General features: G+C 64.8%; 23 protein-coding genes and 2 tRNA genes. 16 read left to right on the top strand and 9 right to left on the bottom strand.

What is annotated here, in order from left to right; genetic code table 11:
• Window positions 1–73: 73 nt before the first annotated feature.
• The 6 genes from E3T24_RS17200 to E3T24_RS03695 all read left to right on the top strand — a co-directional run bounded on the left by E3T24_RS17200 (window position 74) and on the right by E3T24_RS03695 (window position 7,871).
• Window positions 74–2,380: a DUF6049 family protein gene (locus tag E3T24_RS17200; RefSeq protein ID WP_166787148.1), complete on the top strand. Its 2,307-nt coding sequence runs from the start codon at window positions 74–76 to the stop codon at window positions 2,378–2,380.
• Window positions 2,373–3,992: a lipid II flippase MurJ gene (locus tag E3T24_RS03715; protein ID WP_338145008.1), complete on the top strand. Its 1,620-nt coding sequence runs from the start codon at window positions 2,373–2,375 to the stop codon at window positions 3,990–3,992. Before E3T24_RS17200 ends, E3T24_RS03715 begins: the two co-directional genes overlap by 8 nt.
• Window positions 3,993–4,122: 130 nt before the next feature.
• Window positions 4,123–5,097: a thioredoxin-disulfide reductase gene (gene trxB / locus E3T24_RS03710; protein ID WP_134434307.1), complete on the top strand. Its 975-nt coding sequence runs from the start codon at window positions 4,123–4,125 to the stop codon at window positions 5,095–5,097.
• 11 nt (window positions 5,098–5,108) lie between these two features.
• Complete coding sequence (gene trxA / locus E3T24_RS03705) at window positions 5,109–5,432, top strand: thioredoxin (protein ID WP_134365357.1); 324 nt, start codon at window positions 5,109–5,111, stop codon at window positions 5,430–5,432.
• Window positions 5,433–5,553: 121 nt separating this feature from the next.
• The gene (locus tag E3T24_RS03700) at window positions 5,554–6,873 is read left to right on the top strand and encodes a PLP-dependent aminotransferase family protein (protein WP_134365358.1); all 1,320 of its coding nucleotides are present in this window, start codon (window positions 5,554–5,556) and stop codon (window positions 6,871–6,873) included.
• Between the two features lie 41 nt (window positions 6,874–6,914).
• On the top strand, window positions 6,915–7,871 hold the full coding sequence (locus E3T24_RS03695; RefSeq protein WP_134365359.1) for an ATP-grasp domain-containing protein: 957 nt from the start codon (window positions 6,915–6,917) through the stop codon (window positions 7,869–7,871).
• A gap of 681 nt (window positions 7,872–8,552) precedes the next feature.
• On the opposite strand, the gene E3T24_RS03690 is transcribed toward E3T24_RS03695, so the two are convergent.
• From E3T24_RS03690 to rpmH, 8 genes are all read right to left on the bottom strand, one after another.
• Window positions 8,553–9,503, bottom strand: a complete 951-nt coding sequence (locus E3T24_RS03690; RefSeq protein WP_134365360.1) for a ParB/RepB/Spo0J family partition protein — start codon at window positions 9,501–9,503, stop codon at window positions 8,553–8,555.
• On the bottom strand, window positions 9,503–10,441 hold the full coding sequence (locus E3T24_RS03685; RefSeq protein ID WP_134365361.1) for a ParA family protein: 939 nt from the start codon (window positions 10,439–10,441) through the stop codon (window positions 9,503–9,505). Before E3T24_RS03685 ends, E3T24_RS03690 begins: the two co-directional genes overlap by 1 nt.
• 98 nt (window positions 10,442–10,539) lie before the next feature.
• The gene (rsmG, locus tag E3T24_RS03680) at window positions 10,540–11,169 is read right to left on the bottom strand and encodes a 16S rRNA (guanine(527)-N(7))-methyltransferase RsmG (protein ID WP_134365362.1); all 630 of its coding nucleotides are present in this window, start codon (window positions 11,167–11,169) and stop codon (window positions 10,540–10,542) included.
• A 14-nt stretch (window positions 11,170–11,183) separates the two neighbouring features.
• Window positions 11,184–11,681 (bottom strand): R3H domain-containing nucleic acid-binding protein, encoded by a 498-nt coding sequence (locus E3T24_RS03675; protein ID WP_174235722.1) that lies wholly within the window; start codon window positions 11,679–11,681, stop codon window positions 11,184–11,186.
• A 30-nt stretch (window positions 11,682–11,711) separates the two neighbouring features.
• On the bottom strand, window positions 11,712–12,683 hold the full coding sequence (yidC, locus tag E3T24_RS03670; protein ID WP_134365364.1) for a membrane protein insertase YidC: 972 nt from the start codon (window positions 12,681–12,683) through the stop codon (window positions 11,712–11,714).
• 7 nt (window positions 12,684–12,690) lie between these two features.
• On the bottom strand, window positions 12,691–13,002 hold the full coding sequence (gene yidD, locus E3T24_RS03665) for a membrane protein insertion efficiency factor YidD (protein WP_134365365.1): 312 nt from the start codon (window positions 13,000–13,002) through the stop codon (window positions 12,691–12,693).
• A gap of 6 nt (window positions 13,003–13,008) precedes the next feature.
• Window positions 13,009–13,392, bottom strand: a complete 384-nt coding sequence (gene rnpA / locus E3T24_RS03660; protein ID WP_134365366.1) for a ribonuclease P protein component — start codon at window positions 13,390–13,392, stop codon at window positions 13,009–13,011.
• A gap of 8 nt (window positions 13,393–13,400) precedes the next feature.
• Window positions 13,401–13,538, bottom strand: a complete 138-nt coding sequence (gene rpmH / locus E3T24_RS03655; RefSeq protein WP_104100646.1) for a 50S ribosomal protein L34 — start codon at window positions 13,536–13,538, stop codon at window positions 13,401–13,403.
• 398 nt (window positions 13,539–13,936) lie between these two features.
• Between rpmH and dnaA the strand changes: the two genes are divergently transcribed.
• The 10 genes from dnaA to E3T24_RS03605 all read left to right on the top strand — a co-directional run bounded on the left by dnaA (window position 13,937) and on the right by E3T24_RS03605 (window position 24,886).
• Entirely contained in the window at window positions 13,937–15,355 is a 1,419-nt protein-coding gene (gene dnaA / locus E3T24_RS03650; protein WP_134365367.1) for a chromosomal replication initiator protein DnaA, read from the top strand.
• A gap of 365 nt (window positions 15,356–15,720) precedes the next feature.
• Window positions 15,721–16,869, top strand: coding sequence for a DNA polymerase III subunit beta (gene dnaN / locus E3T24_RS03645; protein ID WP_134365368.1), 1,149 nt, complete (start codon window positions 15,721–15,723; stop codon window positions 16,867–16,869).
• 71 nt (window positions 16,870–16,940) lie between these two features.
• Entirely contained in the window at window positions 16,941–17,828 is an 888-nt protein-coding gene (gene gnd, locus E3T24_RS03640; protein ID WP_134365369.1) for a phosphogluconate dehydrogenase (NAD(+)-dependent, decarboxylating), read from the top strand.
• Between the two features lie 5 nt (window positions 17,829–17,833).
• Entirely contained in the window at window positions 17,834–19,024 is a 1,191-nt protein-coding gene (recF, locus tag E3T24_RS03635) for a DNA replication/repair protein RecF (protein WP_134365370.1), read from the top strand.
• On the top strand, window positions 19,017–19,505 hold the full coding sequence (locus E3T24_RS03630) for a DciA family protein (RefSeq protein ID WP_134365371.1): 489 nt from the start codon (window positions 19,017–19,019) through the stop codon (window positions 19,503–19,505). Before recF ends, E3T24_RS03630 begins: the two co-directional genes overlap by 8 nt.
• A gap of 121 nt (window positions 19,506–19,626) precedes the next feature.
• Window positions 19,627–21,603, top strand: a complete 1,977-nt coding sequence (gyrB, locus tag E3T24_RS03625; RefSeq protein ID WP_134365372.1) for a DNA topoisomerase (ATP-hydrolyzing) subunit B — start codon at window positions 19,627–19,629, stop codon at window positions 21,601–21,603.
• A 64-nt stretch (window positions 21,604–21,667) separates the two neighbouring features.
• On the top strand, window positions 21,668–24,211 hold the full coding sequence (gene gyrA / locus E3T24_RS03620) for a DNA gyrase subunit A (protein WP_241976063.1): 2,544 nt from the start codon (window positions 21,668–21,670) through the stop codon (window positions 24,209–24,211).
• Entirely contained in the window at window positions 24,204–24,611 is a 408-nt protein-coding gene (locus tag E3T24_RS03615) for a DUF3566 domain-containing protein (protein WP_134365374.1), read from the top strand. Before gyrA ends, E3T24_RS03615 begins: the two co-directional genes overlap by 8 nt.
• Before the next feature lie 83 nt (window positions 24,612–24,694).
• Window positions 24,695–24,768, top strand: a tRNA-Ile gene (locus E3T24_RS03610).
• A gap of 45 nt (window positions 24,769–24,813) precedes the next feature.
• A tRNA-Ala gene (locus E3T24_RS03605) sits at window positions 24,814–24,886 on the top strand.
• Window positions 24,887–25,123: 237 nt separating this feature from the next.
• Here E3T24_RS03605 and E3T24_RS03600 read toward each other — a convergent pair.
• A partial coding sequence (locus E3T24_RS03600; RefSeq protein WP_134434306.1) for an HNH endonuclease signature motif containing protein occupies window positions 25,124–25,643 on the bottom strand: 520 nt, incomplete at its 5' end.

The raw sequence follows: 25,643 nt of genomic DNA, 5'->3' as shown, positions 1-25,643 counted from the left end.
ATGTTAGTTGCCGGCGGCGGTCCGGACGTGCCCGCGCAGTGTTATCCCACCTGGCACGCCGTAGAATCCCCTTATGGTGGCCGACTCAGTTCCTGCGCGCCGGCCCGCTCACCCCGACGCCGTCCGCGGCCTCCGGCGGCGAGTGCGAGCCTCTGCCGGAGTCGTCCTGATCGGGCTGCTCGCCGGCGTGCTCCCGGTGGCTTCGGCCGCTCTCCTGCCCGCCTTTCCCGTGCTGGCCGGCCTCACGACTGGAGCGCACGCTGCCGGATCCCCTGCATCGCCGGCCGCCACCTCGGCCGATTCGGTGGCGATCTCCGTGACGCCGACGACGCTGGCACCGCTGAAAATGGGCCAGGACCTGGCCGTGACCGTGACGATCACGAATCCGACCGTCGATCCGATCGCTCCGGGCACCCTCGACGTCTATCTGGCCGAACGCGCCCTCATCACCCGCGGCGCCCTGGAGAAGTGGCTCCATCCCGAGAAATCGACGAGGCCGGGTGACCTGCTGATGAGCGAGGCCATGAAGGTCTCGATCCAGCCCGACAGCACCGAGGTCCTGACCCTGACCGTGCCCGCAGACTCCGTGGGTCTCACCACTGGCAATGCGTGGGGTGCCCGCGGAATCGCCGTCACCCTCTCCACGGAGGGAACAACGCGGGCGCAGGGCCGCGGCACGTTCGTCTGGTATTCCGATGAAGAGGTCACCCCGGTCAACCTTTCGGTGGTCATGCCGATCACCGTTCCGGAACAGTCGACGGGCCTGATCACCGCCAAGGCGCTGGAGAGCTTCACCGGCCCGACGGGCGTACTGACCCGACAGCTGGACGGCGTGATCGGCCGACCGGTCACGCTCGCCATCGACCCGATGATCATCGCCTCCATTCGCATCCTCGGCACGTCCGCGCCGCCCAGCGCAACCGCGTGGCTGAACCGGCTGGCACTGGCGAGAAACGATATATTCCCGTTGAGCTATGCGGATACCGACATTGCGCTGCAGGCCCAGGCGGGCGGCGACACCCTGCTGGCACCGACATCCTTCGACCAGGCCATCGACCCGACCCTGTTCACCCAGCCGCCGACGCCGGCCCAGACGACCCCGGCGGACCAGACGCCGCAGAATCAGGCACCGGCCACGGCACCGGCACAGACGCCACCGGCGTCCCCGGCCGACGGCACGCCGCCGACCACGGAAGAATTGCTGGCGTGGGAATATACCGCTACGGACATAGCGTGGCCGGCGGAGGGAGTGGTCGCGGACGCCGACCTGGGCACCTTCACCGCGAACGGCCTCACCACGACCATCCTGACCGGTTCCAACGTCTCCCATCAGGCCACCGACCTCACCCCGAACAGCGTCGTCGCACTGGGTGCCGGGCGGGGCGTGGGGCTCGTATCCGACGGTCCCGTCTCCGACTCGCTCCGGCGGGCCGCCCTGGCGACCACGGACGAAGCCTGGAGCGTCGCGATGGCCGAGGTCAGTTCGCAGCTCGCCGTCGTTTCGGCGGAACAGCCCGGCACGGCCCGCACGCTCGTGGCCACGTTCGGCCGGGGCTGGCCGCCCACCTCCGCCCGGCTCAGCCAAACCCTCGACGCTCTGACGGTCCTCCTCTGGCACTCGCCGGCCTCCCTGCAGGACGCCCGCAGCGCGGCGGCCGCGGATGACGTTACCTTCGACAGCCAGGCCGAGCCCGACGACCGCGTGAACCTGGCCCGCCGGCTCCTGGAGCGAGAAAGCGACGTAACCGCGTTCTCCTCCGCCCTGTCCGACCCCGGGGCCGTCACGGGCGGCCACCGCCTGGACCTGATGGCCCTGCTCGCCACGTCGTGGGCGTCGCACCGGGCCAGCTGGCTGGACGCGTCGACCACGAGCCTGCTGGCATCCTCCGATTTGCTCAGCTCGATCACGGTCTCCACCAAGGGCCCGATCAACGTGGTCGGCAGCAAGGTGGACATTCCGGTCACCCTGGACAACGCCCTCGACCAGGCGGTGACCGTGCGCGTGCAGGTCGTCCCCTCCAACGGCCGGCTCCTGGTCGAAGACGACGTCGAGTCAACGATCGAGGCCGAGTCGGCCCGCACCGTCACGATTCCCGTGACGGCCGCGGTCGGCAACGGTTCCGTGACCCTGCGCGTGACCCTGTTCACCCCCGCCGGAAGCATGATCGACCAGCCGCACCTCATCCCGATCAACGTGCGCGCCGACTGGGAGGGCCTCGGCTCGCTCCTGTTCGCCGCGCTCGTGGTGCTGTTCTTCGGCTTCGGGGTCTGGCGCAACATCGTGCGCCGCCGGCGCGAGCTGATCGAACCCGATGTCGAGGTCGACCCTGCGGCCATCCGCGGCGCCGCCTCCGAGCCCACGACGGAGCCCCGTGCCTAAAACCGACAGCATCGGCCGGGCCAGCGCGTTCCTCGCCTCCGGGACCATCGTCTCCCGCATCCTCGGCTTCGTGAAGCTGATCGTGCTCGCCGGGGTGATCGGCCAGGTCGGCCAGAGCACGAACGCGTTCGCCGTGGCGAACCAGTTGCCGAACACCGTCTACGTCATCGTCGCCGGCGGGGTGCTGACGGCCGTGCTGGTGCCGCAGATCGTGCGGGCCAGCCTGCACGCCGACGGCGGCACGGCCTACATCAACAAGCTCCTCACTCTGGCCCTGGCCATCCTCGCCGCCACGACCATCGCAGCCACCGCGCTCGCCCCCATGCTGACCGTGCTCTACGGGTCGAACATGAAGCCGGAATCGCTGGCCCTCGCCACGGCCTTCGCGTTCTGGTGCCTGCCGCAGATCTTCTTCTACGGCCTGTACACGGTCCTGGGCGAGGTTCTCAACGCCCGTAAGTCGTTCGGCCCGTTCACCTGGGTGCCCGTGCTCAACAATGTCGTGGCCATCGCGGGCCTGCTCGTCTTCTCGGCCCTCTATGGAGCCGACCCGAACGGCGCCCGGCTCGCCACCGGGTTCACGCCCGCGATGATCGCCGTCCTGGCCGGGACTGCCACGCTGGGCGTCGTGCTGCAGGCCGTCGTTTTGTTCTACTTCTGGCACCGCATCGGCCTGCGCTTCCGCCCCGACTTCCGCTTCCGCGGCGTCGGTCTCGGCGTGGCCGGCCGGATGGCCAGCTGGACCTTCGGGATGCTGCTGCTGACCACCCTGGCCGGAATCGTCGAGACCCGGGTGGTCACGCTCGCCGGCGACACCGACGCGTCGGTCGCCGCGCTCAACACGGCCTGGCTCATCTTCATGCTCCCGCATTCGGTGATCACCGTGTCGGTCGCCACCGCCTACTTCACTCGGATGAGCGAGCACGCCTCGGTGGGGAAGCTGGCTCTGGTGAGAACGGATGCCTCCTCCGCCATCCGGGGGACCACCCTGATCATCATGCTCGCCTCTGCCGTCATCGCCGTCTGCGCCTACCCGTTCGCCCGCGTCTTCGTGGCCCCGTACGGCCAGGTGCTGAGCATCGGCAACGTGATCATCGCCTACGTGCTCGGCCTGGTGGCATTCTGCGTCCTGTTCGTCATCCAGCGCACGTTCTACGCCCTCGGCGACACCCGCACCCCGTTCTTCTTCACCCTGTTCCAGGTGACCCTGGTCATCATCGGCGTCCTCGCCTGCGCACTCCTGCCCAGCGCCTGGATCGCGGCCGGCGTCGCCCTTACGGTCACCGTGTCGGGCATCGCGCAGGCCGGGCTGGCCGCGTGGCTGCTGCGGGGACGGCTGGGCGGCATCGACGGTCGGCGCATTCTGCGCAGCCTCGCCACGTACTCCGTGGCCACCGTGCCCGCGATCCTGGCCGGGGTCGCTCTCCTGCAGGTACTCGGCGGCACCCGGGAAGCCGGATTCGCGCTGTCGGGGAAGATCCAGGCGGTCCTGGCCATGGGCGTCATCGGCCTGGGCATGTCGGCGGTCTACTTCGGCCTGCTGCTGCTCATGCGCAGCAGTGAGCTGCGCGGATTCCTCGACCCGGTGCTCGATCGCATCCGTCGCCGCTGACCGGTTCTCGGCCCGCGCGCCGGCGCCTGACCCGCACTCAGCCGGCTCGGAATATCATCGGATTAGGATGTGTTGTACCCGGCAGCGAGCAATCCAGATCGCTTCCCCCGCAACTTGAAGGAGTCTACGCGTGCGTCAGATCATCATCATCGGCTCTGGCCCGGCCGGATTCACCGCCGCGATCTATGCCTCACGCGCCAACCTCAAGCCGCTGCTGATCGCCAGTTCGGTCGAGGCCGGGGGTGAGCTGATGAACACGACCGAGGTCGAGAACTTCCCCGGTTTCCCGGCGGGCGTCCAGGGCCCCGAACTCATGGCCAAGATGCAGGAGCAGGCCGAGCGCTTCGGAACAGAGGTCGTCTACGACGATGTGACCGAACTCGAACTCACCGGCACCACCAAGACCGTGACCCTCGGCAGCGGCGAGAAGCATGAGGCTCTCGCCGTGATCTTCGCCACCGGTTCCGCGTACCGCAAGCTGGGCCTCGACGACGAAGAGCGCCTCTCCGGCCGCGGTGTGTCCTGGTGCGCCACCTGCGACGGCTTCTTCTTCAAGGAGAAGACCATCGCCGTCATCGGCGGCGGTGACTCCGCCATGGAAGAGGCCACCTTCCTCACCCGGTTCGCGAGCAAGGTCTACGTAGTGCACCGCAAGGACACCCTTCGGGCCTCCAAGATCATGCAGGAGCGCGCGTTCAGCAACCCCAAGATCGAATTCGTCTGGAATTCCGAAGTGGCCGGCATCACGGGCACGGATGCCGTCGACGGCCTGGTCCTGCGCAACACGATCTCCGGAGAGGAAAGCCCGCTCCCCGTCGGCGGCATCTTCGTCGCCATCGGCAACGACCCGCGCACCCACCTCGTGCACAACCAGCTCGACCTGACCCCTGAGGGCACCATCGCCGTCGCCGGCCGCACCTCGAAGACCAGCCAGACCGGCATCTTCGCGGCCGGGGACGTCATCGACCCGACCTATCGCCAGGCCGTTACGGCCGCCGCATCCGGCACCGTGGCCGCCCTCGACGCGGAACACTATCTTGCTTCCCTGCCCGCGGACCTGCTGGCCAGCGCCGGCGAGACCGTCCTCACCACGTCCACGAACTAAGGAGAAACCACATGTCTGCACGCGCCGTCACCGACGTCACCTTCGACCAGGAAGTCATCAACAACTCGAAGACCGTTCTGGTCGACTTCTGGGCGGAATGGTGCGGCCCGTGTCGCGCCGTCAGCCCGATCCTCGACCAGATCGCCAGCGAGAACGCTGACAAGCTCGACATCGTCAAGCTGAACGTCGACGACTTCCCCGCCCTGGCTGCCAAGTACCAGATCACCTCCATCCCCGCGATGAAGGTGTTCCAGAAGGGCGAGGTCGTCCAGACCGTCATCGGCGCCAAGCCCAAGGTCGCACTCGAGAAGGACCTGGCCGCGTACCTCGCGTAACAGCAACACTCTCGTCTCCCTGAGGCGCAATGCCCGCCCGGCTCACGCCGGGCGGGCATTTTTTGTGATTCCGCCCGGGCCATACCCCATACGATTGAAACCTCACCAGATCGGAAGTGACGTGCCAGGACAGCGCTCCCCCCAGACCGGTAACAATCTCGACCCGTGGTACCACCACTACGCCGATCGAGCCGCCGGGCTGCGCGCCTCCGAGGTCAGGGCGCTGTTCGCCGTGGCCTCCCGCCCCGAGGTCGTCTCGCTCGCCGGAGGCATGCCGTTCGTCGCCGCCCTGCCGCAGGAACTCGTGATCAACGCCATGGACAGCGTCATGCGACAGCAGGGTCCGGTTGCCCTGCAATATGGCTCTGGTCAGGGAGTTCCCGTGCTGAGAGAGCAGATCCTTGAGGTCATGGCGCTGGAAGGCATCCGTGCCCACGCCGACGACGTCGTCGTGACGACCGGTTCCCAGCACGCCCTGGAACTGGTCAGCAAGCTCTTCCTCGACCCGGGAGACGTCGTGCTGTCCGAGGGCCCCAGCTACGTCACCGCCATGGTCATCTTCAAGTCGTACCAGGCCGAGGTCGACCATGTGCCGATGGACGAGCACGGACTCATCCCCGAGGCCCTCCGCCAGCACATCGTGCGGCTGAAGGCGGCCGGCAAGACCATCAAGTTCCTCTATACGATCCCGAACTTCCACAATCCGGCCGGAGTGACCCTGAGCTGGGAACGCCGGGTGGAGATTCTCGAGATCGCCCGCCAGAACGACATCCTCGTGCTGGAGGACAACCCCTACGGGCTGCTGTACTTCGACCAGCCGGCACCGGATGCCATGCGCTCGCTCGAGCAGGAGGGCGTCGTCTATCTCGGCACGTTCTCCAAGACGCTCGCGCCCGGTTTCCGGGTGGGGTGGGCGCTGGCCCCGCACGCCATCCGGGAGAAGCTGGTGCTCGCCAACGAGGCCGCTGTGCTCTCACCCAGCTCCTTCAGCCAGCTGGTCATCTCCGAGTACCTGGCCACGGCGGACTGGAAGGGCCAGATCAACACCTTCCGCGGGGTCTACCACGAACGCAAGAACGCCCTGCTGGGCGCTCTGGAGGAGTATCTGCCGGAGCTGACCTGGACCAACCCCAACGGCGGCTTCTACGTCTGGGTCACGCTGCCGGGAGGGCTCGACTCCAAGGCGATGCTGCCGCGCGCCGTCAAGGAACTCGTCGCCTACACGCCCGGAACCGCGTTCTTCGCCGACGGAGACGGACGCCAGAACATGCGTCTGTCGTTCTGCTATCCGACCCCGGGAAATATCCGGATCGGCGTGCGCCGCCTCGCCACCGTGATCAGGGACGAGCTCGACCTGCTCGAGACCTTCGCCGGCACGGGCTCGCTGGACCCCTTGCGCGAGAGCGCTCGATTCGGCTCACCGCCGCCCGAGACCGCCTAATTCTTCGACTTTCCCAGCTAGAGCAAGGAAAATACCTGATCATGAGCGATTTTTTGCCACTTGACATTGTTGTTCTCGCCGGTGGGATCTCCCACGAACGGGATGTGTCACTGCGGTCAGGGCGCCGGGTTTCCGATGCCCTGACCAGTCTGGGACACACCGTCTCGGTGCTGGACCCCCAGGCCGGGATGCTCGCCGAACTCACCCGGCGGAACCCCGATGTCATCTGGCCCGTCGTGCACGGTGCCACCGGCGAGGACGGCGCGCTTCTGGCCCTCCTGGAAACCACCGGCATCCCTCACGTCGGCTCCCAGGGCGGCCCGGCCCGCCTCGCCTGGTCGAAGCCGATTGCGAAGGAGCTTGTCCGCCGGGCCGGGTTCGCCACTCCGGATTCCATCGCCCTCTCCACCGACACCTTCCGCGACCTCGGCGCGGCGAGCGTGCTCGAGCACCTCCTGACCGCACTGCCGATCCCGCTGGTGGTCAAGCCCTCAGAGGGCGGATCCGCCCAGGGCGTCACGATCGTCGAGTCCGCAGCCGGCCTGCCGCGCGCCATGGTGGACGCGTACACCTACGCCACCGTGGCCCTGGTCGAAGAGCGGATCACCGGAACGGAACTCGCCGTCACCGTGATCGACCGCGGCCACGGTCCCGTGGCCCTGCCGGCCGTGGAGATCGTGCCCATCGACGGCGTGTACTCCTTCGAGGCCCGCTACAACGCGGGGGAGACCCTGTTCTACACTCCAGCCCGGATCCACCAGGAAATCGCCGACCGCGCCGCCGAAACCGCGGTCGCGATCCACCAACTGCTCGGCCTGCGCCACATCTCGCGGATCGACCTGATCGTCGACCCGGACGGCGTGCTCTGGTTCCTGGAAGCGAATGTGCTCCCCGGCCTGACCGAGACGTCCCTCTCGCCGCTGAGTATCGAAGCGACCGGCGAATCGCTCGGCGCCGTCTACGAGGCCCTCGCCCGGGCGGCGATCGCCGGGTCCTGACCGCGGCGACGCCGCCGAGCTCAATCGGACCGCGCGGTCCGCTGCAGTGTTTCACGTGAAACATGAGTTGCCAACCGTCTGGTCACGCCCGCCAGCTGATTCGCCTCCATTTCGACCTCCTCTGGCCCTCCTAAAGACCGTTCTGTTATCCCCAGCCATCCCTTAGCATGCCTCCTGGTGACGCGAAAATGGTCAGAAAGACACCCCGGGTCTGGCGACCCAGGGCTTCGCGAAGAATAGTGACGCACTGTTGGGTCCCGCTCCTTCGATCAACGGAGACGGACCTGGCGCGGAGAGGGGTTCACTACGGACCCGTGGCACGTCCAAAACGCCCTGGTGGCCACCGCACCTCCCTGAACAAGGGACCGCTCAAGGACTACTCACTCTGATCACCGGCGCCCGCGCCGGGCCTGCTGCTGTCGGTGACGCTGTCGCTGATGTGACAGAGTCCCCACAGTTTCGCCACGGACGAGTCGGGCCGCGGCCATATGCAGAGCAACCGCGCCGGGGGTTTCACGTGAAACATTCCAGTCGGCCAGTTGCTCGCCCGTGGCCGAAGCGCCTCCGGCCAGGACACCGTGCACCTTGGACAACGGTGTACCCGCACCGAGCTGGACACTCTCGTATTACCGTGCCAAATGTTTCACGTGAAACATGTTCCCGCCGGGGGGGGGGGGTGGGCTAGCTGGTTCCGAAGCCGGGTTCCCCCAGAACACCGAGGATGCGGTTAAGGTCGCCAATTGTAGCGAAATCGATTGTGATCTGGCCTTTTCGAACACCGAGATGAATCTTTACCCGGGTGTCCAGGCGATCTCCGAGGTGTTCGGCGATTTCGTCCAGGTGTCCCTGCCGCCGCCCGGCGGCCGGCCTCACCGGTGCCAGCCGAGGCAGGGAGGTGGCAGCGGCCTCCGCGGCGCGAACGGAGAGGTCCTCGTTCACAATCTTGTCGGCCAGCTGGAGCATGCCCGCCAGGTCGCCGACGGAGAGGATCGCACGGGCGTGACCGGCCGTCAGGACCCCGGCCGCGACGCGCAGCTGCACGGGTTCGGGCAGTTTGAGCAGACGAATGGTGTTGGTGATCTGAGGGCGCGACCGGCCGATCTTCGACGCGAGTTCGTCCTGGGTGATGCCGAAATCCGCGAGCAGCTGCTGGTAGGCCGAGGCCTCTTCGAGCGGATTGAGCTGCGCCCGGTGCAGGTTCTCCAGCAGGGCGTCGCGCAGCATGTCGACATCCGCGGTCTCACGGATGACGGCGGGGATGGTAGCGAGGCCGGCCTCTTTGGTGGCGCGGAGGCGGCGTTCGCCCATGACCAGCTCGAACTTGCCCGGCATCTCAGCGATCGGGCGCACCACGATGGGTTGCAGCACACCGACTTCCTTGATGCTGTGTACGAGTTCGGCGAGGTCTGTCTCGTCGAAGACGCTGCGGGGCTGGTGCGCATTGGGCACAATGTCGCCCGGATCCAGGTGAGCGAGGCGCGCACCGGGGACCGGAACCAGCTCCACGTTCGCCACCGGCCGGAGTTCTTCCGAGTAGGGGAAGAACACGTCGACGGGACGGGCCTGCGTCGGGTCATCGTGGATGGGAATCAACGCGCCGATGCCACGTCCGAGGCCTGTTCTTTTCGCCATTACTGAACTTCTCCTGTTTTCGGGGCGCCCCGGCGGGCGATTTCTGCTGCTGCTTCGAGGTAGGAGAGCGATCCTGCTGAGTTGAGGTCGTAGCTGATGACACTCTGACCATAGCTGGGGGCCTCAGAAACGCGTACAGAACGCGGAATGAGGGTGCTGAGCACCTGTTCCGGGAAGTGATCGCGCACATCCTGCGCCACCTGGTTCGCTAGATTGGTGCGGCTGTCGTACATCGTCAGCAGAATCGTCGACACGGACAGGTCGGGGTTCAGGTGTTTCTCGATCAGCTCGATGTTCTTGAGCAGCTGGCTGAGACCCTCGAGTGCGTAGTACTCGCACTGGATCGGGATCAGGACCTCGCGGGCGGCGACGAATGCATTGATGGTGAGCAGGCCGAGCGACGGGGGACAGTCGATGAAGACGTAGTCGTAGGGGTCGGCCATCGACTTCAGGTGCCGCGCCAGCGCCCGGCTGAGCCTCTGCTCCCGCGCAACCAGGGAAACCAGCTCGATTTCGGCGCCGGCCAGGTGGATCGTGGCCGGGACGCAGTACAGGTTGCCGAATTCCGGACTGCTCTGAACGACCCCGGCCATCTCCACGTCATTGACGATCACGTCGTAGACACTCGGGGTGTCGGCGCGGTGTTCCACACCCAGAGCAGTCGAGGCGTTTCCCTGTGGGTCCAGGTCGATCACCAGCACACGTGCACCCTGCCGTGCCAACGCCGCGGCCAGGTTCACCGCCGTCGTCGTCTTGCCGACGCCGCCCTTTTGGTTGGAGATCGTGATGACCCGGGTGCTGTCCGGCTTCGGCAGACGTTCCGAAGCGATCAACTGCCGGCGGCGGGTCAGATCCGAGATCTCCCGGGCCAGGGGAGTGGTGTCGTCGTACCCTGCGGCGGTCTTGCTGACTTGCTGGGATTCGCCAGGATGTTTCACGTGAAACCTTTGCGTTCGACGATTGATGAGCCATCCGACGGGCGACCCGGTTGTGTCTCACCACTGAAAAACGCAGACAAGACGCAGACACCGGGGACCTAATCCACTGTAGCCCTTATGACCCTCGTCACGTCCTGCAGCACGCCCTCGCCGAGCGTGATTACCTCAACATTGCTGAGACGGTACTTGCGAACAGCCTTCGCGGCGGACTCCACCTCGGCGGTGGCGCCCGCACCCTTCATCAGGACCAGCTCACCACCGGACCGCAGCAAGGGGGCGGTCAGCGGGATCAGCGTGCGGAAGGCGCTCACCGCGCGGGCGGTCACCTGGTCCAGAGGGCGGGAGAGTCGCACCTCCTCTGCGCGGGCCCGAACGACGCTCGTGTTCGAAAGCCCGAGCGCGGCGACCTGGGAGTTCAGCCATGCCACCCGGCGCTCCATCGGTTCGATCAGAACGAAGGTCACGTCCGGTCGCGCGATCGCGAGAACCAGACCGGGCAGCCCGGCGCCGGACCCGACATCGCCGACCAGGCCCGGTCGAAGCAGGGGAGCGACAATGGCGCAGTTGAGGATGTGGCGGCTCCAGAGCCGCGGCAACTCGAGCGGCCCGATCAGGCCCAGCTCTTCGCCCTGAGCCGCCAGGTTCTCCACGAACGCTCGCGCCACCTCGATCCGGTCCCCGAACAGGACGGCCGCCGCGGCGGGCTCGACCTCAAGTGCGTCAGTCAATGTTTCACGTGAAACTAGGAAGCGGAGATGACCGTGTGGCGGTCCCGGCCCTCGCCGCTGGACTCGGACACATAGCCCGCCAGGGAGACCAGGTCGTGCACGAGCTTGCGTTCGTACGAGGACATGGGCGGCAGGGCGGCCTCGGAGGCACCGGCTTCGATGCGCTCCACCGCGCGGGCCACCAGAGACGCGAGTTCCGCCTGGCGGGCGTCGCGCGATCCACCGATGTCGAGGATCAACCGGGAGAAGGAACCGGTCTTGTTCTGCACGGCGAGCCGGGTCAGCTCCTGAAGAGCATTGACCGTGTCCGGCTTGGACAGCAACCGGAGGTTCGCCACGTCCGCGGAGTTGACGGACAGGTAGGCCCGACCGTTGCGCGCGTCGATGTCGATGTCCCCGTCGAGGTCGCAGATGTCGAGGAATTCCTCGATGTAGTCGGCGGCGATATCCCCCTCCTGCTCGAGCTGGTCGAGGCTGGGGGAGTCGTCTGCCGGGGCATCCGCGGCGATCACATCTGAGTTCTCAGTCACGTTCGTCTCTTCTTACTTCTTGGGGCCGGTTTGCTTCTTGGCACGATTCTTCGCAACCGGCTGCTGACGCTGGGGCTTCTTGGGTTCTTCAACCACGATGATCTCACCGTCGGGGGCGATCAGTTTGCCCTTGCGCGCGAGACGCTCCTCGCGGGCCTTGGCGGCCTCGCTGCCGGGCGTCGGCATGTTGCGGATGACCAGGAACTGCTGGATCATCGTCCAGATGTTGGACGTGAGCCAGTAGAACATCACGCCGAGGGGGAAGGCGACACCGGAGAAGGCGAAGACGAGGGGGAGCAGGTACAGCATGATGCGCTGCTGCTTGAACATGGGGCTCGCCTTGGTTTCCGGCGACATATTCTTCGAGACGATCTGAAGCTGGGTGATGAACTGTGACGCGGTCATCAGCACGACCATGGTGGCTGCAATGATCATGACCGTGGCGTTAAAGTCCTGACCAGACGTCATTTTGGTCCACTGGGAGGCGAACGAGTCGTGCAGTGGGGCGTTGCCGAAGAGGAGGGCGTTGCCGAAGCTCTTGGCGAGATCGCTGTTCAGTGGCCCGACGCCGGCCTGGCTCTTCTGGGCGTCGTTGAGCACCGAGAACAAGGCGAAGAAGATCGGCATCTGCAGCAGCAGCGGCAGGCAGGAGCTCAGCGGGTTCGTGCCCGTGCGCTTATACAGCTCCATGGTCTCGCGGGACATGGCCTCGCGGGAGAACTGGTCCTTCTTGCCCTTGTACTTGTCCTGGATCTTCTTGAGCTGCGGAGCAACCTCGAGCATCTTGCGCTGGCTCTTGATCTGCCGAACGAAGATCGGGATCAGGGCGGCCCGCACCACGATGACGAGGCCGACGATGGAGAGCACCCAGGTGATGCCGTCGTTGTAGCCCATCCCCATGTTGGAGAACAGCCAGTGGAAGGCGACGAGCAGAAGCTCGACGGCCCATTTCAGAGGCCAGAGAATCGTACCTAGGAGGTCCATCTTTGCGTCAGCCCTTTCCGTGGCTCGCTGCGATAACAAAACCAAACGGCGTCACGGTGTAGCGACGCTTCCGCTTGAGGGGAACGTCATCAATCCCGCCTTCGGTCCATGGATGACATCGGCCCAGCCGGAGCGCGGCTCGAGCTGAACCCACGATGAGTCCGTATTCCTGAACGGCGCCGAGTGCATACGCCGAACAGGAGGGGTAGTACCGGCAGACATCGCCGTAAAGCGGGGAGATCACGGCCCGATATGCCCGCAGGAGCAGAACCCCCGCGTTGCGGGGGAGGAGCAGCAGTGTTACCAGGACCCTGTTCACCGACGTTTACCGACTCTCTCGAATCGCGCTCGTCGGTTTGACCCTGGAACCGTTGTTGCGCTGGTATTTCTCCAGTGCCTCGGACAGTTCTGCGCGCAGGGTCGACCATTCGGCGTCGGTCGCGGAGGGCAGTGCGCGGATGACGACATCCGTTCCCGGGCGCACGGCCGACAGCAACTCGAAACTCGCGGCTTTCAGGCGGCGCCGAACCCGGTTGCGCCTGACGGCGTCACCGACGTTCTTCGCCACGATGAACCCGAACCGCACGGGGACCCCATCGGGGTTCCTGCGCAGGTAGGTCACCAGGTGTGGGCCAACGACCCGCACACCCCGGCGAACGACTGCTTTGTAGTCGTCGCCGCTGGTGATGCGATTGGCCCCCGCGAGCACGAGAGTGCTTAAGCGGAAAGTTCGATGCGACCCTTGCGACGGCGAGCACCCAGAATTGCGCGGCCGGCACGGGTCTTCATGCGAAGGCGGAAGCCGTGCACCTTGGCGCGACGGCGGTTGTTCGGCTGAAACGTTCTCTTGCTCATGGTTTTGTCTCCACGTGTTAAATCTCCGTAGGCCAAACTGAGCGGCCGGGAAAGAGTGAGGTAGCCCTCGGGCTGGGGTCAACTGATTAAAACTACGGCTTCGACCGGTGCTGGTCAAACTCGCAGTCCCTGAACAGTTGGTTTTACACACATTCTCGCCCTTTTCCGTCATCGACACGCGCACGAACTGCGAACGAATTTGGCCTCACCGTCGGTGATTGGCTACCGTGAGACAAAGTTATCCACAGGTTTTCAACAAACCCTGAGAATTCGGCCTTATTTGCACACAGGCGGTGGATAACCTTGTGGATGCTTTGGCTGGATCACGCGTTCGGAGTCGGGCACAGCCCTCGATCTCTCTCGCCGTAGAAGGCAACAATTAGAGATACGGGGAAACCATGGCCACCGAAGAACAGCCGATCGAGGAGACCTGGCGGTCAGTACTGACCAGTCTGGAATCCGATGACACCATCACACCGATGCTGTACGGCTTTCTCAATCTGGTCGAACCCAAGGGAATCGCTGCCGGCACCTTCTACCTGGAGGTGCCCAACGAATTCACGGCGAGCATGCTGAACCAGCGTATGCGCGTTCCGCTGCTCACGGCGATGGGCCAGCTCGACGAGTCCACTGCGGTCTCGACCTTCTACGTCGTGGTGAATCCTGAATTGGAACAGGAATCGATCCGACCGGTCCACGAGTCCTCGTCCGCACCCGATGTGGAGACCCCGGCAGCCCCGCAATCGGTTTTCGAGAGCACATCGCCGGAGCGACCGCACGACACCCGGCTGAATTCGAAGTACAGCTTCGACAATTTCGTGATCGGCCAGTCCAACCGTTTCGCCCATGCCGCGGCCGTCGCCGTCGCCGAAGCGCCGGCTAAGGCATACAACCCGCTGTTCGTCTACGGTTCCTCCGGACTGGGCAAGACCCACCTGTTGCACGCCATCGGCCACTACGCGATGAGCCTGTACCCCGGCATCCGTGTTCGGTACGTGAGTTCCGAGGAATTCACGAACGACTTCATCAACTCGATCGCGAACAACCGGGGCTCCGCCTTCCAGTCCCGGTACCGCAACATCGACATCCTGATGATCGATGACATCCAGTTTCTGCAGGGCAAAGCGGAAACCCAGGAAGCCTTCTTCCACACCTTCAACACCCTGCACGACCACAACAAACAGGTCGTCATCACCAGCGATCTGCCGCCCAAGCACCTCACCGGTTTCGAGGACCGCATGCGCTCACGGTTCGAGTGGGGCCTGATCACGGATGTGCAGGCGCCCGACCTCGAGACCCGGATCGCCATCCTGCGCAAAAAGGCCCAGAGCGAGAAGCTGCAGGTCCCCCACGACATCCTGGAATTCATGGCCTCCAAGGTCTCGTCGAACATCCGCGAACTGGAAGGAACACTCATCCGGGTCACGGCATTCGCCAGCCTGAACCGCACCCCTGTCGACATGGACCTCGTGCAGACCGTGCTCAAAGACCTCATCACCCTCGACGAGGACAACGTCATCGCTCCGGTGGACATCATCACGAACACGGCCGACTACTTCAAGCTCTCGGTCGACGACCTCTACGGCTCCTCCCGCTCCCAGGCCATCGCCACGGCGCGCCAGATCGCGATGTACCTGTGCCGTGAGCTGACCAACCTCTCCCTGCCCAAGATCGGCCAGCTGTTCGGCAACCGCGACCACACCACGGTCATGTACGCCAACAAGAAGATCAGCGAACTGATGAAGGAACGACGCTCGATCTACAACCAGGTCACAGAGCTCACGAACCGCATCAAGCAGAACCACCGCTACAAATAAGTCCCTTTCGACCCAGTTTTCACACCTGTGGATAAACCTGTGGAAACACTTTGCACAACTGGGTTCAACCTGTAGAAACTCGGGTCATGCCTGTGCAAACTCGCTCGGGGCCTCCGAGGGCCCACCGCCGAGGAGCGATTAACGCTCACAGGCTGCTAACAAGTCACACGGTTGTAGTTCCCAGTCAGGGAACCGTATCCACAAAGTTATCCACAGTTTCCACACTGGTTAAGAATATTAACAATTAACTTCTATCTCTCTCGATCCAACAACCTTTAGTGCCACCGCCGGTGTCACGGGGTCCCAACAAAAACACGACTACCATTGAGGCCGTATCCAGGTCTAAACCGAACAGGAGCGACTTCGTGAGATTTCAGGCCAACCGGGACGTCTTCAGTGAAGCCGTCTCCTTCGCTGTCAAGCTTCTTCCCCAGCGCACCACGTTGCCCATTTTGAGCGGCGTGCTGATCGAAGCGACCGCAACCAGCCTCATCCTCTCCTCGTTCGACTATGAGGTTTCGGCGCAGACCGAGATCGCCGCTGATGTCGAAGAAGTGGGCAAGGTACTGGTCTCCGGCCGACTCCTCGCGGACATCGCCAGCCGGATGCCGAACGCTCCGGTGCACTTTTCCACCAACGAGTCCCGCATCACGGTCAGCTGCGGCAGCGCGAGTTTCACCCTGCTGTCCATGCCGGTTGAGGAATACCCGAGCATCCCGCAGGTCAGCGCGCAGTCCGGGCTCGTTCCGGCCGAAGAATTCTCCGCCGCTGTCGCCCAGGTCGCCGTTGCCGCTTCACGCGACGACGTGACGCCGGTCATCACCGGCGTGCAGCTGCAGATCACCGAGAACAGCCTCAGCCTCGTCGCCACCGACCGTTACCGGGTCGCGGTCCGGGAGATCGACTGGGACCCGGGCAGCACCACAAGCACGGACACCATCACGGCCCTCGTGCCGGCACGCACTCTTCAGGAGGTCGGTAAGACGTTCGGCCACAGCGGCACCATTTCGATCGCCATTACGAACACGGACGACCGGGAACTGATCGCATTCACGGCCGACAAAAAGACCGTCACGTCACTGCTGATCAAGGGGAACTACCCGCCCGTGCGCCGGCTGTTCCCCGAGAACGTCGACAACTACGCGGTCATGAACACGGCAGATCTGATCGAGGCCACCCGGCGCGTCCAGCTTGTGCTCGAGCGTGAGGCCGCCCTCCGCTTCACCTTCACCGCGGACGGTCTCACCCTCGAAGCGGTCGGATCCGAGCAGGCGCAGGCCTCCGAGACGATCGACGCGATCCTCTCCGGCACCGACACCGTCGTGTCGCTGAAGCCTCAGTTTCTCCTGGACGGCCTCGGCGCCGTGCACTCGGAATTCGTTCGCATCTCGTTCACGAAGACCGAGAACCCCAACAAGCCCGGCCCCGTGCTGATCACCAGCCAGACCTCACGCGAGCAGGCCGGCGCCGACAGCTATAAGTACCTGCTCCAGCCGAACCTGCTGCTGCGCTAGGCCGATCAGCCAGCTACCACCCAGCAGCACTAGAAAACCGGCAGTAAACCGGCAGCACTTAAAGGACAACAATGCACATTGGCATCATCGGTCTCGGCAAAATGGGCGCGAATATGCGCGACCGTCTCCGTGAGCGGGGTCACGAGGTCACGGGCTACGACCGGAACGCCCAGGTGTCGGATGTGGCCGATGTAGCCCAGCTGATCGAGGCACTTCCCGCCCCCCGTCTGGTCTGGGTGATGGTGCCCGCCGGGGCCGTGACGGATGCCGTGATCACCGAGCTGTCGGGAGTCCTGACGGCCGGGGACCTGGTCATCGACGGAGGCAATTCCCGCTTCACGGACGACTTCGTCCATGCTGAACTCCTGGCCGCCAAGGGAGTGCACTACATCGACGCCGGGGTCTCGGGCGGCGTGTGGGGACTGACGAACGGTTTCGGCCTGATGGTGGGCGGTTCGGCCGAGCAGGTCGAGCGGGCCATGCCCGTCTTCGACGCACTGCGCCCGGAAGGACCACGTGAAGAGAGCTTCGTGCACGCCGGCGAGGTCGGCGCCGGTCACTACGCCAAGATGGTGCACAACGGCATCGAATATGCCCTGATGCAGTCATACGCCGAGGGCTATGAACTGTTGGAGAAGCGCGACGATTTAATCAAGGACGTTCCGGGCATCTTCAAGGCCTGGCAGCGTGGAACGGTCGTGCGGTCCTGGCTGCTCGAGCTACTGGTGAAGGCCCTGGACGAGGATCCCGAACTGCGCGAAATCGAAGGTTTCGTCGAGGACTCCGGTGAAGGCCGTTGGACGATCGAAGAAGCCATCAACAATGCCGTTCCTGTCCCCACGATCAGCGCAGCCATCTTCGCGCGGTTCGTCTCCCGACAGGACGACTCGCCGGCCATGAAGGCGGTCGCGGCGCTGCGCAGCCAATTCGGTGGTCACGCCGTCAAAAAGGCCGACTGAGACGGGTGCGGGTAACTCACCTGTCCCTGACCGACTTCCGCAACTACGCGCAGGTCGAAGTGGCGTTCACGCCCGGGCCCAACCTCATTGTGGGCCGCAACGGCCAAGGCAAGACGAACCTGGTCGAAGCCCTCGGCTTTCTGAGTACCCTGAGCTCTCACCGGGTATCGAATACGGCGGCCATGATTCGCGCCGGCCAGGATGCCGGGATCATCCGGGCGAAGCTCGAGTACAACGGGCGCGACATCCTGACCGAGGTTCAGATCAACCGGTCCGGCCAGAACCGGGCCCAGGTCAACCGGTCCGTGATCAAGACCCGGGAGCTGACACGCTATTTCTCGAGCGTGCTGTTCGCCCCGGAAGACCTCGCGCTCGTGCGCGGAGACCCGTCCGGGCGCCGGCGCTTCCTCGATCAATTGCTGGTGCTGCGCAGTCCGCGGCTCACGGGCGTCCTGGCGGACTATGACCGGGTGCTGCGCCAACGCAACACCCTGTTGAAGTCGGCCAGGGCATCCGGACTGCGCACCACGCAGCTGGGGACGCTGGAAATCTGGGACGACCGCCTGGTGTCGCTCGGTTCCGAGATCATCGACGAACGCTCCGAACTCGTTCGCCTTCTCGGCGAACCACTGGGCACGGCGTACCAGGCCGTCGCCGGTGAGAATCACGGCCCCGCACTGGTGCCCCTGCTCAGCATCACCGGGGCGGACAGCGAAGACGAAGCGGCCGGCGAAGTAACCCCGCCGCCCTCGTCCGGCACCGGGCCAGACGGATCGATCGGCACGAACACCGCGGGCACGACGGCGGATGCTTTCCGGACGGCCCTGGCCGGGCTGCGCCGTAAGGAAATCGACCGGGGGATGACCCTGGTCGGGCCGCACCGCGACGACGTGATCTTCATGCTCAATGCCCTGCCGGCCAAGGGCTATGCCAGCCACGGTGAGTCCTGGTCATTCGCGCTCGCCCTCAAGCTCGCGTCGGCCGAGTTATTGCGGCGCGATTCTGCCACGGGCGACCCGGTGCTGATCCTCGACGACGTCTTCGCCGAACTGGACCTGTCCCGCCGCCGCCGGCTGGCGGCCGCCGTCACCGGTTTCGAGCAGGTTCTGATCACCGCCGCGGTGCTCGAGGATGTTCCCGAGGAGTTGACGGCACACACGATCCACATTCACGCCGGGGCGGTCGTCGATGGCTGAGCCGAGCGAGGCATCCAGGGTCTACCTGCGATTCAAAGACGTGTTCGGCGATCCCAACGCGAAACGGATCCGCGCACGGCGGAGACCCGGCCCCGAGATCGGCTCGAGTGTTCCCTTCGGCGCGGGTCGGGACCCCCGGGGACTGGGCGACACCATTAACTCCCTCACCCTGCAGCTGGGCTGGAATTCACCGCTGGCCCAATCCGAGCTGCTGGCCTCCTGGATCGAGTTGGCCGGCGAGGAAACGTCGAAACACTCCACTCCGGCCGGAATCGACGAGGGTGTGCTGACGGTGCAGTGCGAGTCGACCGCGTGGGCGACGCAGCTGCGCATGATGCGGGTCGAAATCATGACTCAGATCGCGGTCCGTTACCCGGATGCCGGCATCGAGTCAATCCGTTTTCAGGGGCCCAACGCCCCCTCCTGGAAAAAGGGTCCCAGATCAATTCCAGGGCGCGGTCCGCGCGATACCTACGGCTAAGTAGCCAAAACAGGTCAACCCCGCGAATAAAACCTCTCAGATGCCCGTTTGTGGCCCGTACGCTTGGCCCGTTTGGTAAGCTAAAGGGTCGCCCGCGCGACGGTCAGGAGCCCAATTTCAGATGTCAGTTGAACCACAGATCGAGCCGGAGCACGGATATGGTGCCGACGATATCCAGGTTCTCGAGGGACTTGAAGCCGTTCGCAAACGACCCGGAATGTATATCGGTTCCACCGGTCCGCGCGGTCTGCACCACCTGGTCTATGAGATCGTGGACAACTCCGTCGACGAGGCCCTCGCCGGCCACTGCGACACCATCGACATCAGAATCCTGTCGGATGGCGCCGTTCGCGTCGCCGATAACGGCCGTGGCATCCCGGTCGACATCCACAAGGCGGAGGGCCGTTCCACCGTCGAGGTCGTCCTGACCGTTCTGCACGCCGGCGGCAAGTTCGGCGGCGGCGGCTACGCGGTATCCGGTGGTCTGCACGGCGTCGGCAGTTCCGTGGTCAACGCTCTGTCGTCCCGCCTCGAGGTCGAGGTGCGCCGACAGGGACACGTCTGGCGACAGAGCTTCGCCGATGGCGTGCCCAACGCCCCGCTCACGATGGACGAACCTTCCGACGAGACCGGCACGACCATCACCTTCTGGCCGAGCGCGGAAACCTTCGAGACCATCGAATTCGACTTCGAGACCCTGCGCGCGCGCTTCCAGCAGATGGGATTCCTCAACAAGGGCCTCAGCCTGACGCTCACGGACGAGCGGCCGGAGCACCTCGACGACGAGGGCAAGCCGGTCAGCCGCACGTTCCTCTACGAAAAGGGCCTCGTCGACTACGTCGAGTACCTGAACCGGGCCAAGAAGGCCGACCTCGTCAACGACGAGATCATCTCCTTCGAGTGGGAAGACCATGAGCGGAAAATGGCGCTCGAGGTGGCCATGCAGTGGACCACCGCGTACACCGAAAGCGTGCACACCTACGCGAACACGATCAACACCCACGAGGGTGGCACGCACGAAGAAGGTTTCCGAGCCGCGCTGACCACGCTCGTCAACAAGTACGCTCGGGAAAAGGGAATCCTGAAGGAAAAGGATGACAACCTCACCGGCGACGACGTGCGGGAGGGTCTGACTGCCGTCGTGTCGATCAAGCTGGCCGAGCCGCAGTTCGAGGGCCAGACAAAGACCAAGCTGGGCAACACCGAGGCGAAGTCCTTCGTGCAGAAGGTCGCCAACGACCAGCTGTCCGACTGGTTCAACCGCAACCCGAACCCGGCGCGGGAGATCATCCGCAAGGCGCTTCAGGCGTCCAACGCGCGCATGGCCGCCCGCAAGGCGCGCGAGACCGCCCGGCGCAAGGGCCTCCTCGAGGGCGGTGGCATGCCCGGCAAGCTCAAGGATTGCCAGAGCAAGGATCCGTCCCTCTCCGAGATCTTCATTGTCGAGGGTGACTCGGCCGGCGGGTCCGCCGTGCAGGGCCGTAACCCCGAATTCCAGGCCATCCTGCCGCTTCGCGGCAAGATTCTGAACGTGGAGAAGGCGCGACTCGACCGTGCCCTCGGAAACGCCGAGGTTCAGGCCATGATCACCGCGTTCGGCGCGGGCATGGGCGAAGAGTTCAACCCGGACAAGGTGCGGTACCACAAGATCGTTTTGATGGCCGACGCCGACGTCGACGGCCAGCACATCACGACCCTGCTGCTCACATTGCTGTTCCGGTATATGCGTCCCCTGATCGATCTGGGGTACGTCTATCTGGCCCAGCCGCCGCTCTACCGCCTGAAGTGGGCGAACTCGGCGCACGAGTACGTCTACTCGGACCGGGAACGCGACGCGCTGCTGGCCGATGGCGCCGCGGCCGGCAAGCGCATCCCGAAAGACAACGGCATTCAGCGCTACAAGGGCCTCGGCGAGATGGATTACAAGGAACTGTGGGAGACCACCATGGCTCCCGAGTCCCGCACGCTGTTGCAGGTCACCCTCGACGACGCTGCCGCCGCCGATGAAATCTTCTCCACCCTGATGGGCGAGGACGTCGAGTCCCGCCGTAACTTCATCCAGAAAAACGCGAAGGACGTGCGTTTCCTTGACATCTGACGACATTAACACCGGCGACACCAACACCCCGGGCGAGGGCAGCACCGAGGTCGATGCCGCGTCGCTGGCAGCAGACACCGCCGCCAAGGCCGCGCACCTCGTGCAGCACGGCAAGATCGACCAGGTCGATCTGCAGCTGGAAATGCAGCGCTCCTACCTCGACTACGCGATGAGCGTCATCGTCGGGCGCGCGCTGCCCGACGTGCGCGACGGCATGAAGCCCGTGCACCGCCGCGTCATCTACGCCATGTTCGACGGCGGCTACCGCCCGGACAAGGCCTTCTCGAAGTGCGCCCGCGTCGTCGGCGACGTGATGGGCCAGTTTCACCCGCACGGCGACTCCTCGATCTACGACGCGCTCGTGCGCCTCGTGCAGCCGTGGAGCCTGCGCTACCCGCTGGCCCTCGGCCAGGGCAATTTCGGTTCTCCCGGCAACGACGGCGCCGCAGCCCCGCGGTACACCGAAACCAAGATGGCTCCGCTCGCGCTCGAGATGGTGCGCGACATCGACGAGGACACCGTCGACTTCCAGGACAACTACGACGGCCGCACCCTCGAGCCCACCGTGCTGCCCTCGCGGTTCCCGAACCTGCTGGTGAACGGCTCGGTCGGTATCGCCGTGGGAATGGCCACCAACATCCCGCCGCACAACCTGCGCGAGGTGGCGGCCGGTGCCCTGTGGTACCTGGAGAACCCCGAGGCGACCCGGGACGAGCTGCTCGAAGCGCTGATCCAGCGCATCAAGGGCCCTGACTTCCCCACCGGCGCCCAGATCCTCGGAATCAAGGGCATCCAGGATGCCTACCGTACCGGCCGCGGATCCATCACGATGCGCGCCGTCGTCAGCATCGAGGAGCTCCAGGGCCGCACCTGCCTCGTGATCACGGAACTGCCGTACCAGGTCAACCCCGACAACCTCGCGATCAAGATCGCCGATCTGGTCAAGGACGCCAAGATCGGCGGCATCGCCGACATCCGGGACGAGACCTCCGGCCGGACCGGCCAGCGCCTCGTGATCGTTCTCAAGCGAGATGCCGTCGCCAAGGTCGTGCTGAACAACCTCTACAAGCACACCCAGCTGCAGGAGAACTTCGGCGCGAACATGCTCGCGATCGTCGACGGGGTGCCGCGCACCCTGTCCCTGGACGGTTTCATCGCCGCCTGGGTCGCTCACCAGGTCGAAGTGATCGTTCGGCGCACCCAGTTCCGCCTGAACAAGGCCGAAGCGGATGCGCACATCCTGCGCGGGTATCTCAAGGCCCTCGACGCCCTCGACGAGGTGATCGCGCTCATCCGTCGTTCTGCCACGGTCGACGACGCCCGCACCGGCCTGATGGAACTGCTCGACGTGGACAAGCTCCAGGCCGACGCCATCCTGACCATGCAGCTGCGCCGCCTGGCCGCGCTCGAACGCCAGAAGATCATCGACCAGGCCGCCGAGCTGGAACTGCTGATCGTGGAGTTCAAGTCGATCCTTGCCAGCCCGGAGCGCCAGCGCACGATCATCAGTGAGGAACTCACCGAGATCACCGACAAGTTCGGCGACGACCGGCGCACGGAGATCATGTTCGGGTTCGACGGCGACATGTCGATCGAAGATCTCATTCCCGAAGAGGAAATGGTGGTCACGGTCACCCGCGGCGGCTACATCAAGCGAACCCGCAGCGACAACTACCGCAACCAGCACCGCGGCGGCAAGGGCGTCAAGGGCGCCCAGCTGCGCGCCGATGACGTGGTGGAGCACTTCTTCGTCACGACGACGCACCACTGGCTCCTGTTCTTCACGAACACCGGGCGGGTCTACCGCGCCAAGGCTTACGAGGCCCAAGAATCCGGCCGTGACGCCAAGGGTCAGCACGTCGCCAACCTGCTCGCACTGCAGCCGGGCGAGCAGATCGCGCAGATTCTGGACATCCGTGACTACGGAGTGGCCCAGTATCTGACCCTGGCCACGCGAGACGGGCTGATCAAGAAGACCGCCCTCAGCGAGTACGACACCAACCGCACCGGCGGCATCATCGCGATCAAGCTGCGCGAAGGTGACGAACTCGTCTCCGCCCTGCTGGTCGAGGACGACTCCGACCTGCTGCTCGTGTCCCGCAAGGGCATGTCCATCCGGTTCACGGCGTCCGATGAGGCGTTGCGGCCGATGGGACGCAGCACCTCCGGCGTGATCGGCATGCACTTCCGCGGCGCCGACAGCCTGCTGGACGCATCCGTGGTCTCTGACGACGGGTATGTCTTCGTGGTGACCGAGGGCGGGTACGCCAAGCGCACCGCCGCAGACCAGTACCGCCTGCAGAACCGCGGCGGCCTGGGCATCAAGGTGGCCAAGCTCAATGACGACCGCGGTGACCTGGTCGGCTCCCTCATCGTCGAGGAGGAGGACGAGGTCCTGGTGGTACTTGCCAGCGGCAAGGTGGTACGCTCTGACGTCTCCGAGGTCCCGGCCAAGGGACGGGATACGATGGGCGTGGTCTTCGCCAAGTTTGCGGATGAAGACAGAATCATCGCCATTGCGAAGAACACTGAGCGTAATCTGGTCGCCGAAATCACCGCGGGCGACCCGGAGAGCGTCTTAGGAGAGGAAGAGCCCGTAAATGAGTAGTGTCGCCGAAAAGCTCGCCAAGAAGTCCGGACGCAAGCCGGCCACGACCAAGCAGGTCCGGCTCAAGCTCGTCTACGTCGACTTCTGGTCCGCGGTCAAGCTGTCGTTTCTGGTCGCGCTGTGCCTCGGCATCGTCACCATTGTCGCCACGTTCCTGATTTTCACCGTTCTGAACGGCACTGGAATCTTTGACAAGATCGACGCCCTGTACACGGACATCGCAGGTTCCTCCTCGGACCTGGCGAGCATCCTCTCGATCGGGAACGTCATGGGGTTCGCCTTCGTGGTGGCCATCCTGAACACCGTCGTCATCACCGCATTGGGAGCCGTGTACGCGGTTCTGTACAACCTGAGCGTGAAAATCACCGGCGGTTTGCTCGTCGGTTTCACGAACAACTAGTCTCGGGTCATCCCGATCGGGCCGATTTCCGGCTCGATTGGGATTTACCCGCCGCATCGGGTAGTCTCAAATCTGCCCAAGAGGGGGATATAGCTCAGTTGGTTAGAGCGCTTCGCTGATAACGAAGAGGTCCCAGGTTCAAATCCCGGTATCCCCACGTAGCACTGCACACATGCTTCAATTCCACTCCCCGTGATCATGCGGGGCCATAGCTCAATTGGTAGAGCGCCTGCTTTGCAAGCAGGAGGTCCGGGGTTCGATTCCCCGTGGCTCCACAGTAGAAACGCCCGGCCCCGCTTGCGGGGCCGGGCGTTCTTCATTCTGCGGCCCACTGCTGATGAACACGGTCGGGTAGGAGTCACAGCAGGCCCTGCAAGCCTCACCAGCCTCACCAGCCTCACCAGCCTCAGCAACCTCAGCAGCCTCAGCAGCCTCAGCAGCCCCGCAATGGCCTCCTGGTCACTCCCGGCGCCTTCCGCGCACGCTCACGAGCCTGACACGACTGTTGGCGGCTAGTCGGTTGAAACCGTGGCCTGGGGGTGGGCGCGGGTCCTGGCCCGGTTGCCGCGGCCGGCACCGCTGGCCCGGTGGGCCCGGTGGTCCTGGCCCGGTACCCAGGTGCGGGCCGGGTCGTAGCAGACCGGGGCCATGACCTCGGGTTTGCCGCGCACCATCCGGATCAGCCACCCCGAGGTCTCGATGCTGTGATGGTGGAACCAGCACAGCAGCACCCCGTTGTTGATGTCGGTGGGGCCGTGGTTGGCCCAGGGGATGATGTGGTGCACCTCGGCCCAGGCCGCGTTGACCTGGCAGCCCGAGATGATGCAGCCGCCGTCGCGGGCGGCGATCGCGCGGCGTTGGGCCTGGCTGAAGAATCTTTCCTTGCCGCCGAGGTAGAGGACCTCCCCGTTCACGCCGAAGACGATCTTGCGGTACCCGCCGGCGCAGATGAGCTGATTCACGGTGCGCATCGACACCGGGGCTTCGACCCCGTCGATCCAGCCGACTCCGTGCTCGTCGGCGAGGTCGACG

The sequence above is a fragment of the Cryobacterium sp. TmT2-59 genome, assembly GCF_004403545.1.
GTDB classification, from domain to species: domain Bacteria; phylum Actinomycetota; class Actinomycetes; order Actinomycetales; family Microbacteriaceae; genus Cryobacterium; species Cryobacterium shii.
This window is presented reverse-complemented; position numbering and strand designations above follow the sequence as displayed.

Bases quoted from the DNA above. Each gene is read 5' to 3' on its own strand.
- gyrB (WP_134365372.1), top strand. From the start codon at position 19,627: ATGTCAGTTGAACCACAGATCGAGCCGGAGCACGGATATGGTGCCGAC.
- E3T24_RS03615 (WP_134365374.1), top strand. From the start codon at position 24,204: ATGAGTAGTGTCGCCGAAAAGCTCGCCAAGAAGTCCGGACGCAAGCCG.
- E3T24_RS03630 (WP_134365371.1), top strand. From the start codon at position 19,017: ATGGCTGAGCCGAGCGAGGCATCCAGGGTCTACCTGCGATTCAAAGAC.
- yidC (WP_134365364.1), bottom strand. From the start codon at position 12,683: ATGGACCTCCTAGGTACGATTCTCTGGCCTCTGAAATGGGCCGTCGAG.
- rpmH (WP_104100646.1), bottom strand. From the start codon at position 13,538: ATGAGCAAGAGAACGTTTCAGCCGAACAACCGCCGTCGCGCCAAGGTG.
- E3T24_RS03695 (WP_134365359.1), top strand. From the start codon at position 6,915: ATGAGCGATTTTTTGCCACTTGACATTGTTGTTCTCGCCGGTGGGATC.
- E3T24_RS17200 (WP_166787148.1), top strand. From the start codon at position 74: ATGGTGGCCGACTCAGTTCCTGCGCGCCGGCCCGCTCACCCCGACGCC.
- gnd (WP_134365369.1), top strand. From the start codon at position 16,941: ATGCACATTGGCATCATCGGTCTCGGCAAAATGGGCGCGAATATGCGC.
- E3T24_RS03690 (WP_134365360.1), bottom strand. From the start codon at position 9,503: ATGGCGAAAAGAACAGGCCTCGGACGTGGCATCGGCGCGTTGATTCCC.
- dnaA (WP_134365367.1), top strand. From the start codon at position 13,937: ATGGCCACCGAAGAACAGCCGATCGAGGAGACCTGGCGGTCAGTACTG.
- trxA (WP_134365357.1), top strand. From the start codon at position 5,109: ATGTCTGCACGCGCCGTCACCGACGTCACCTTCGACCAGGAAGTCATC.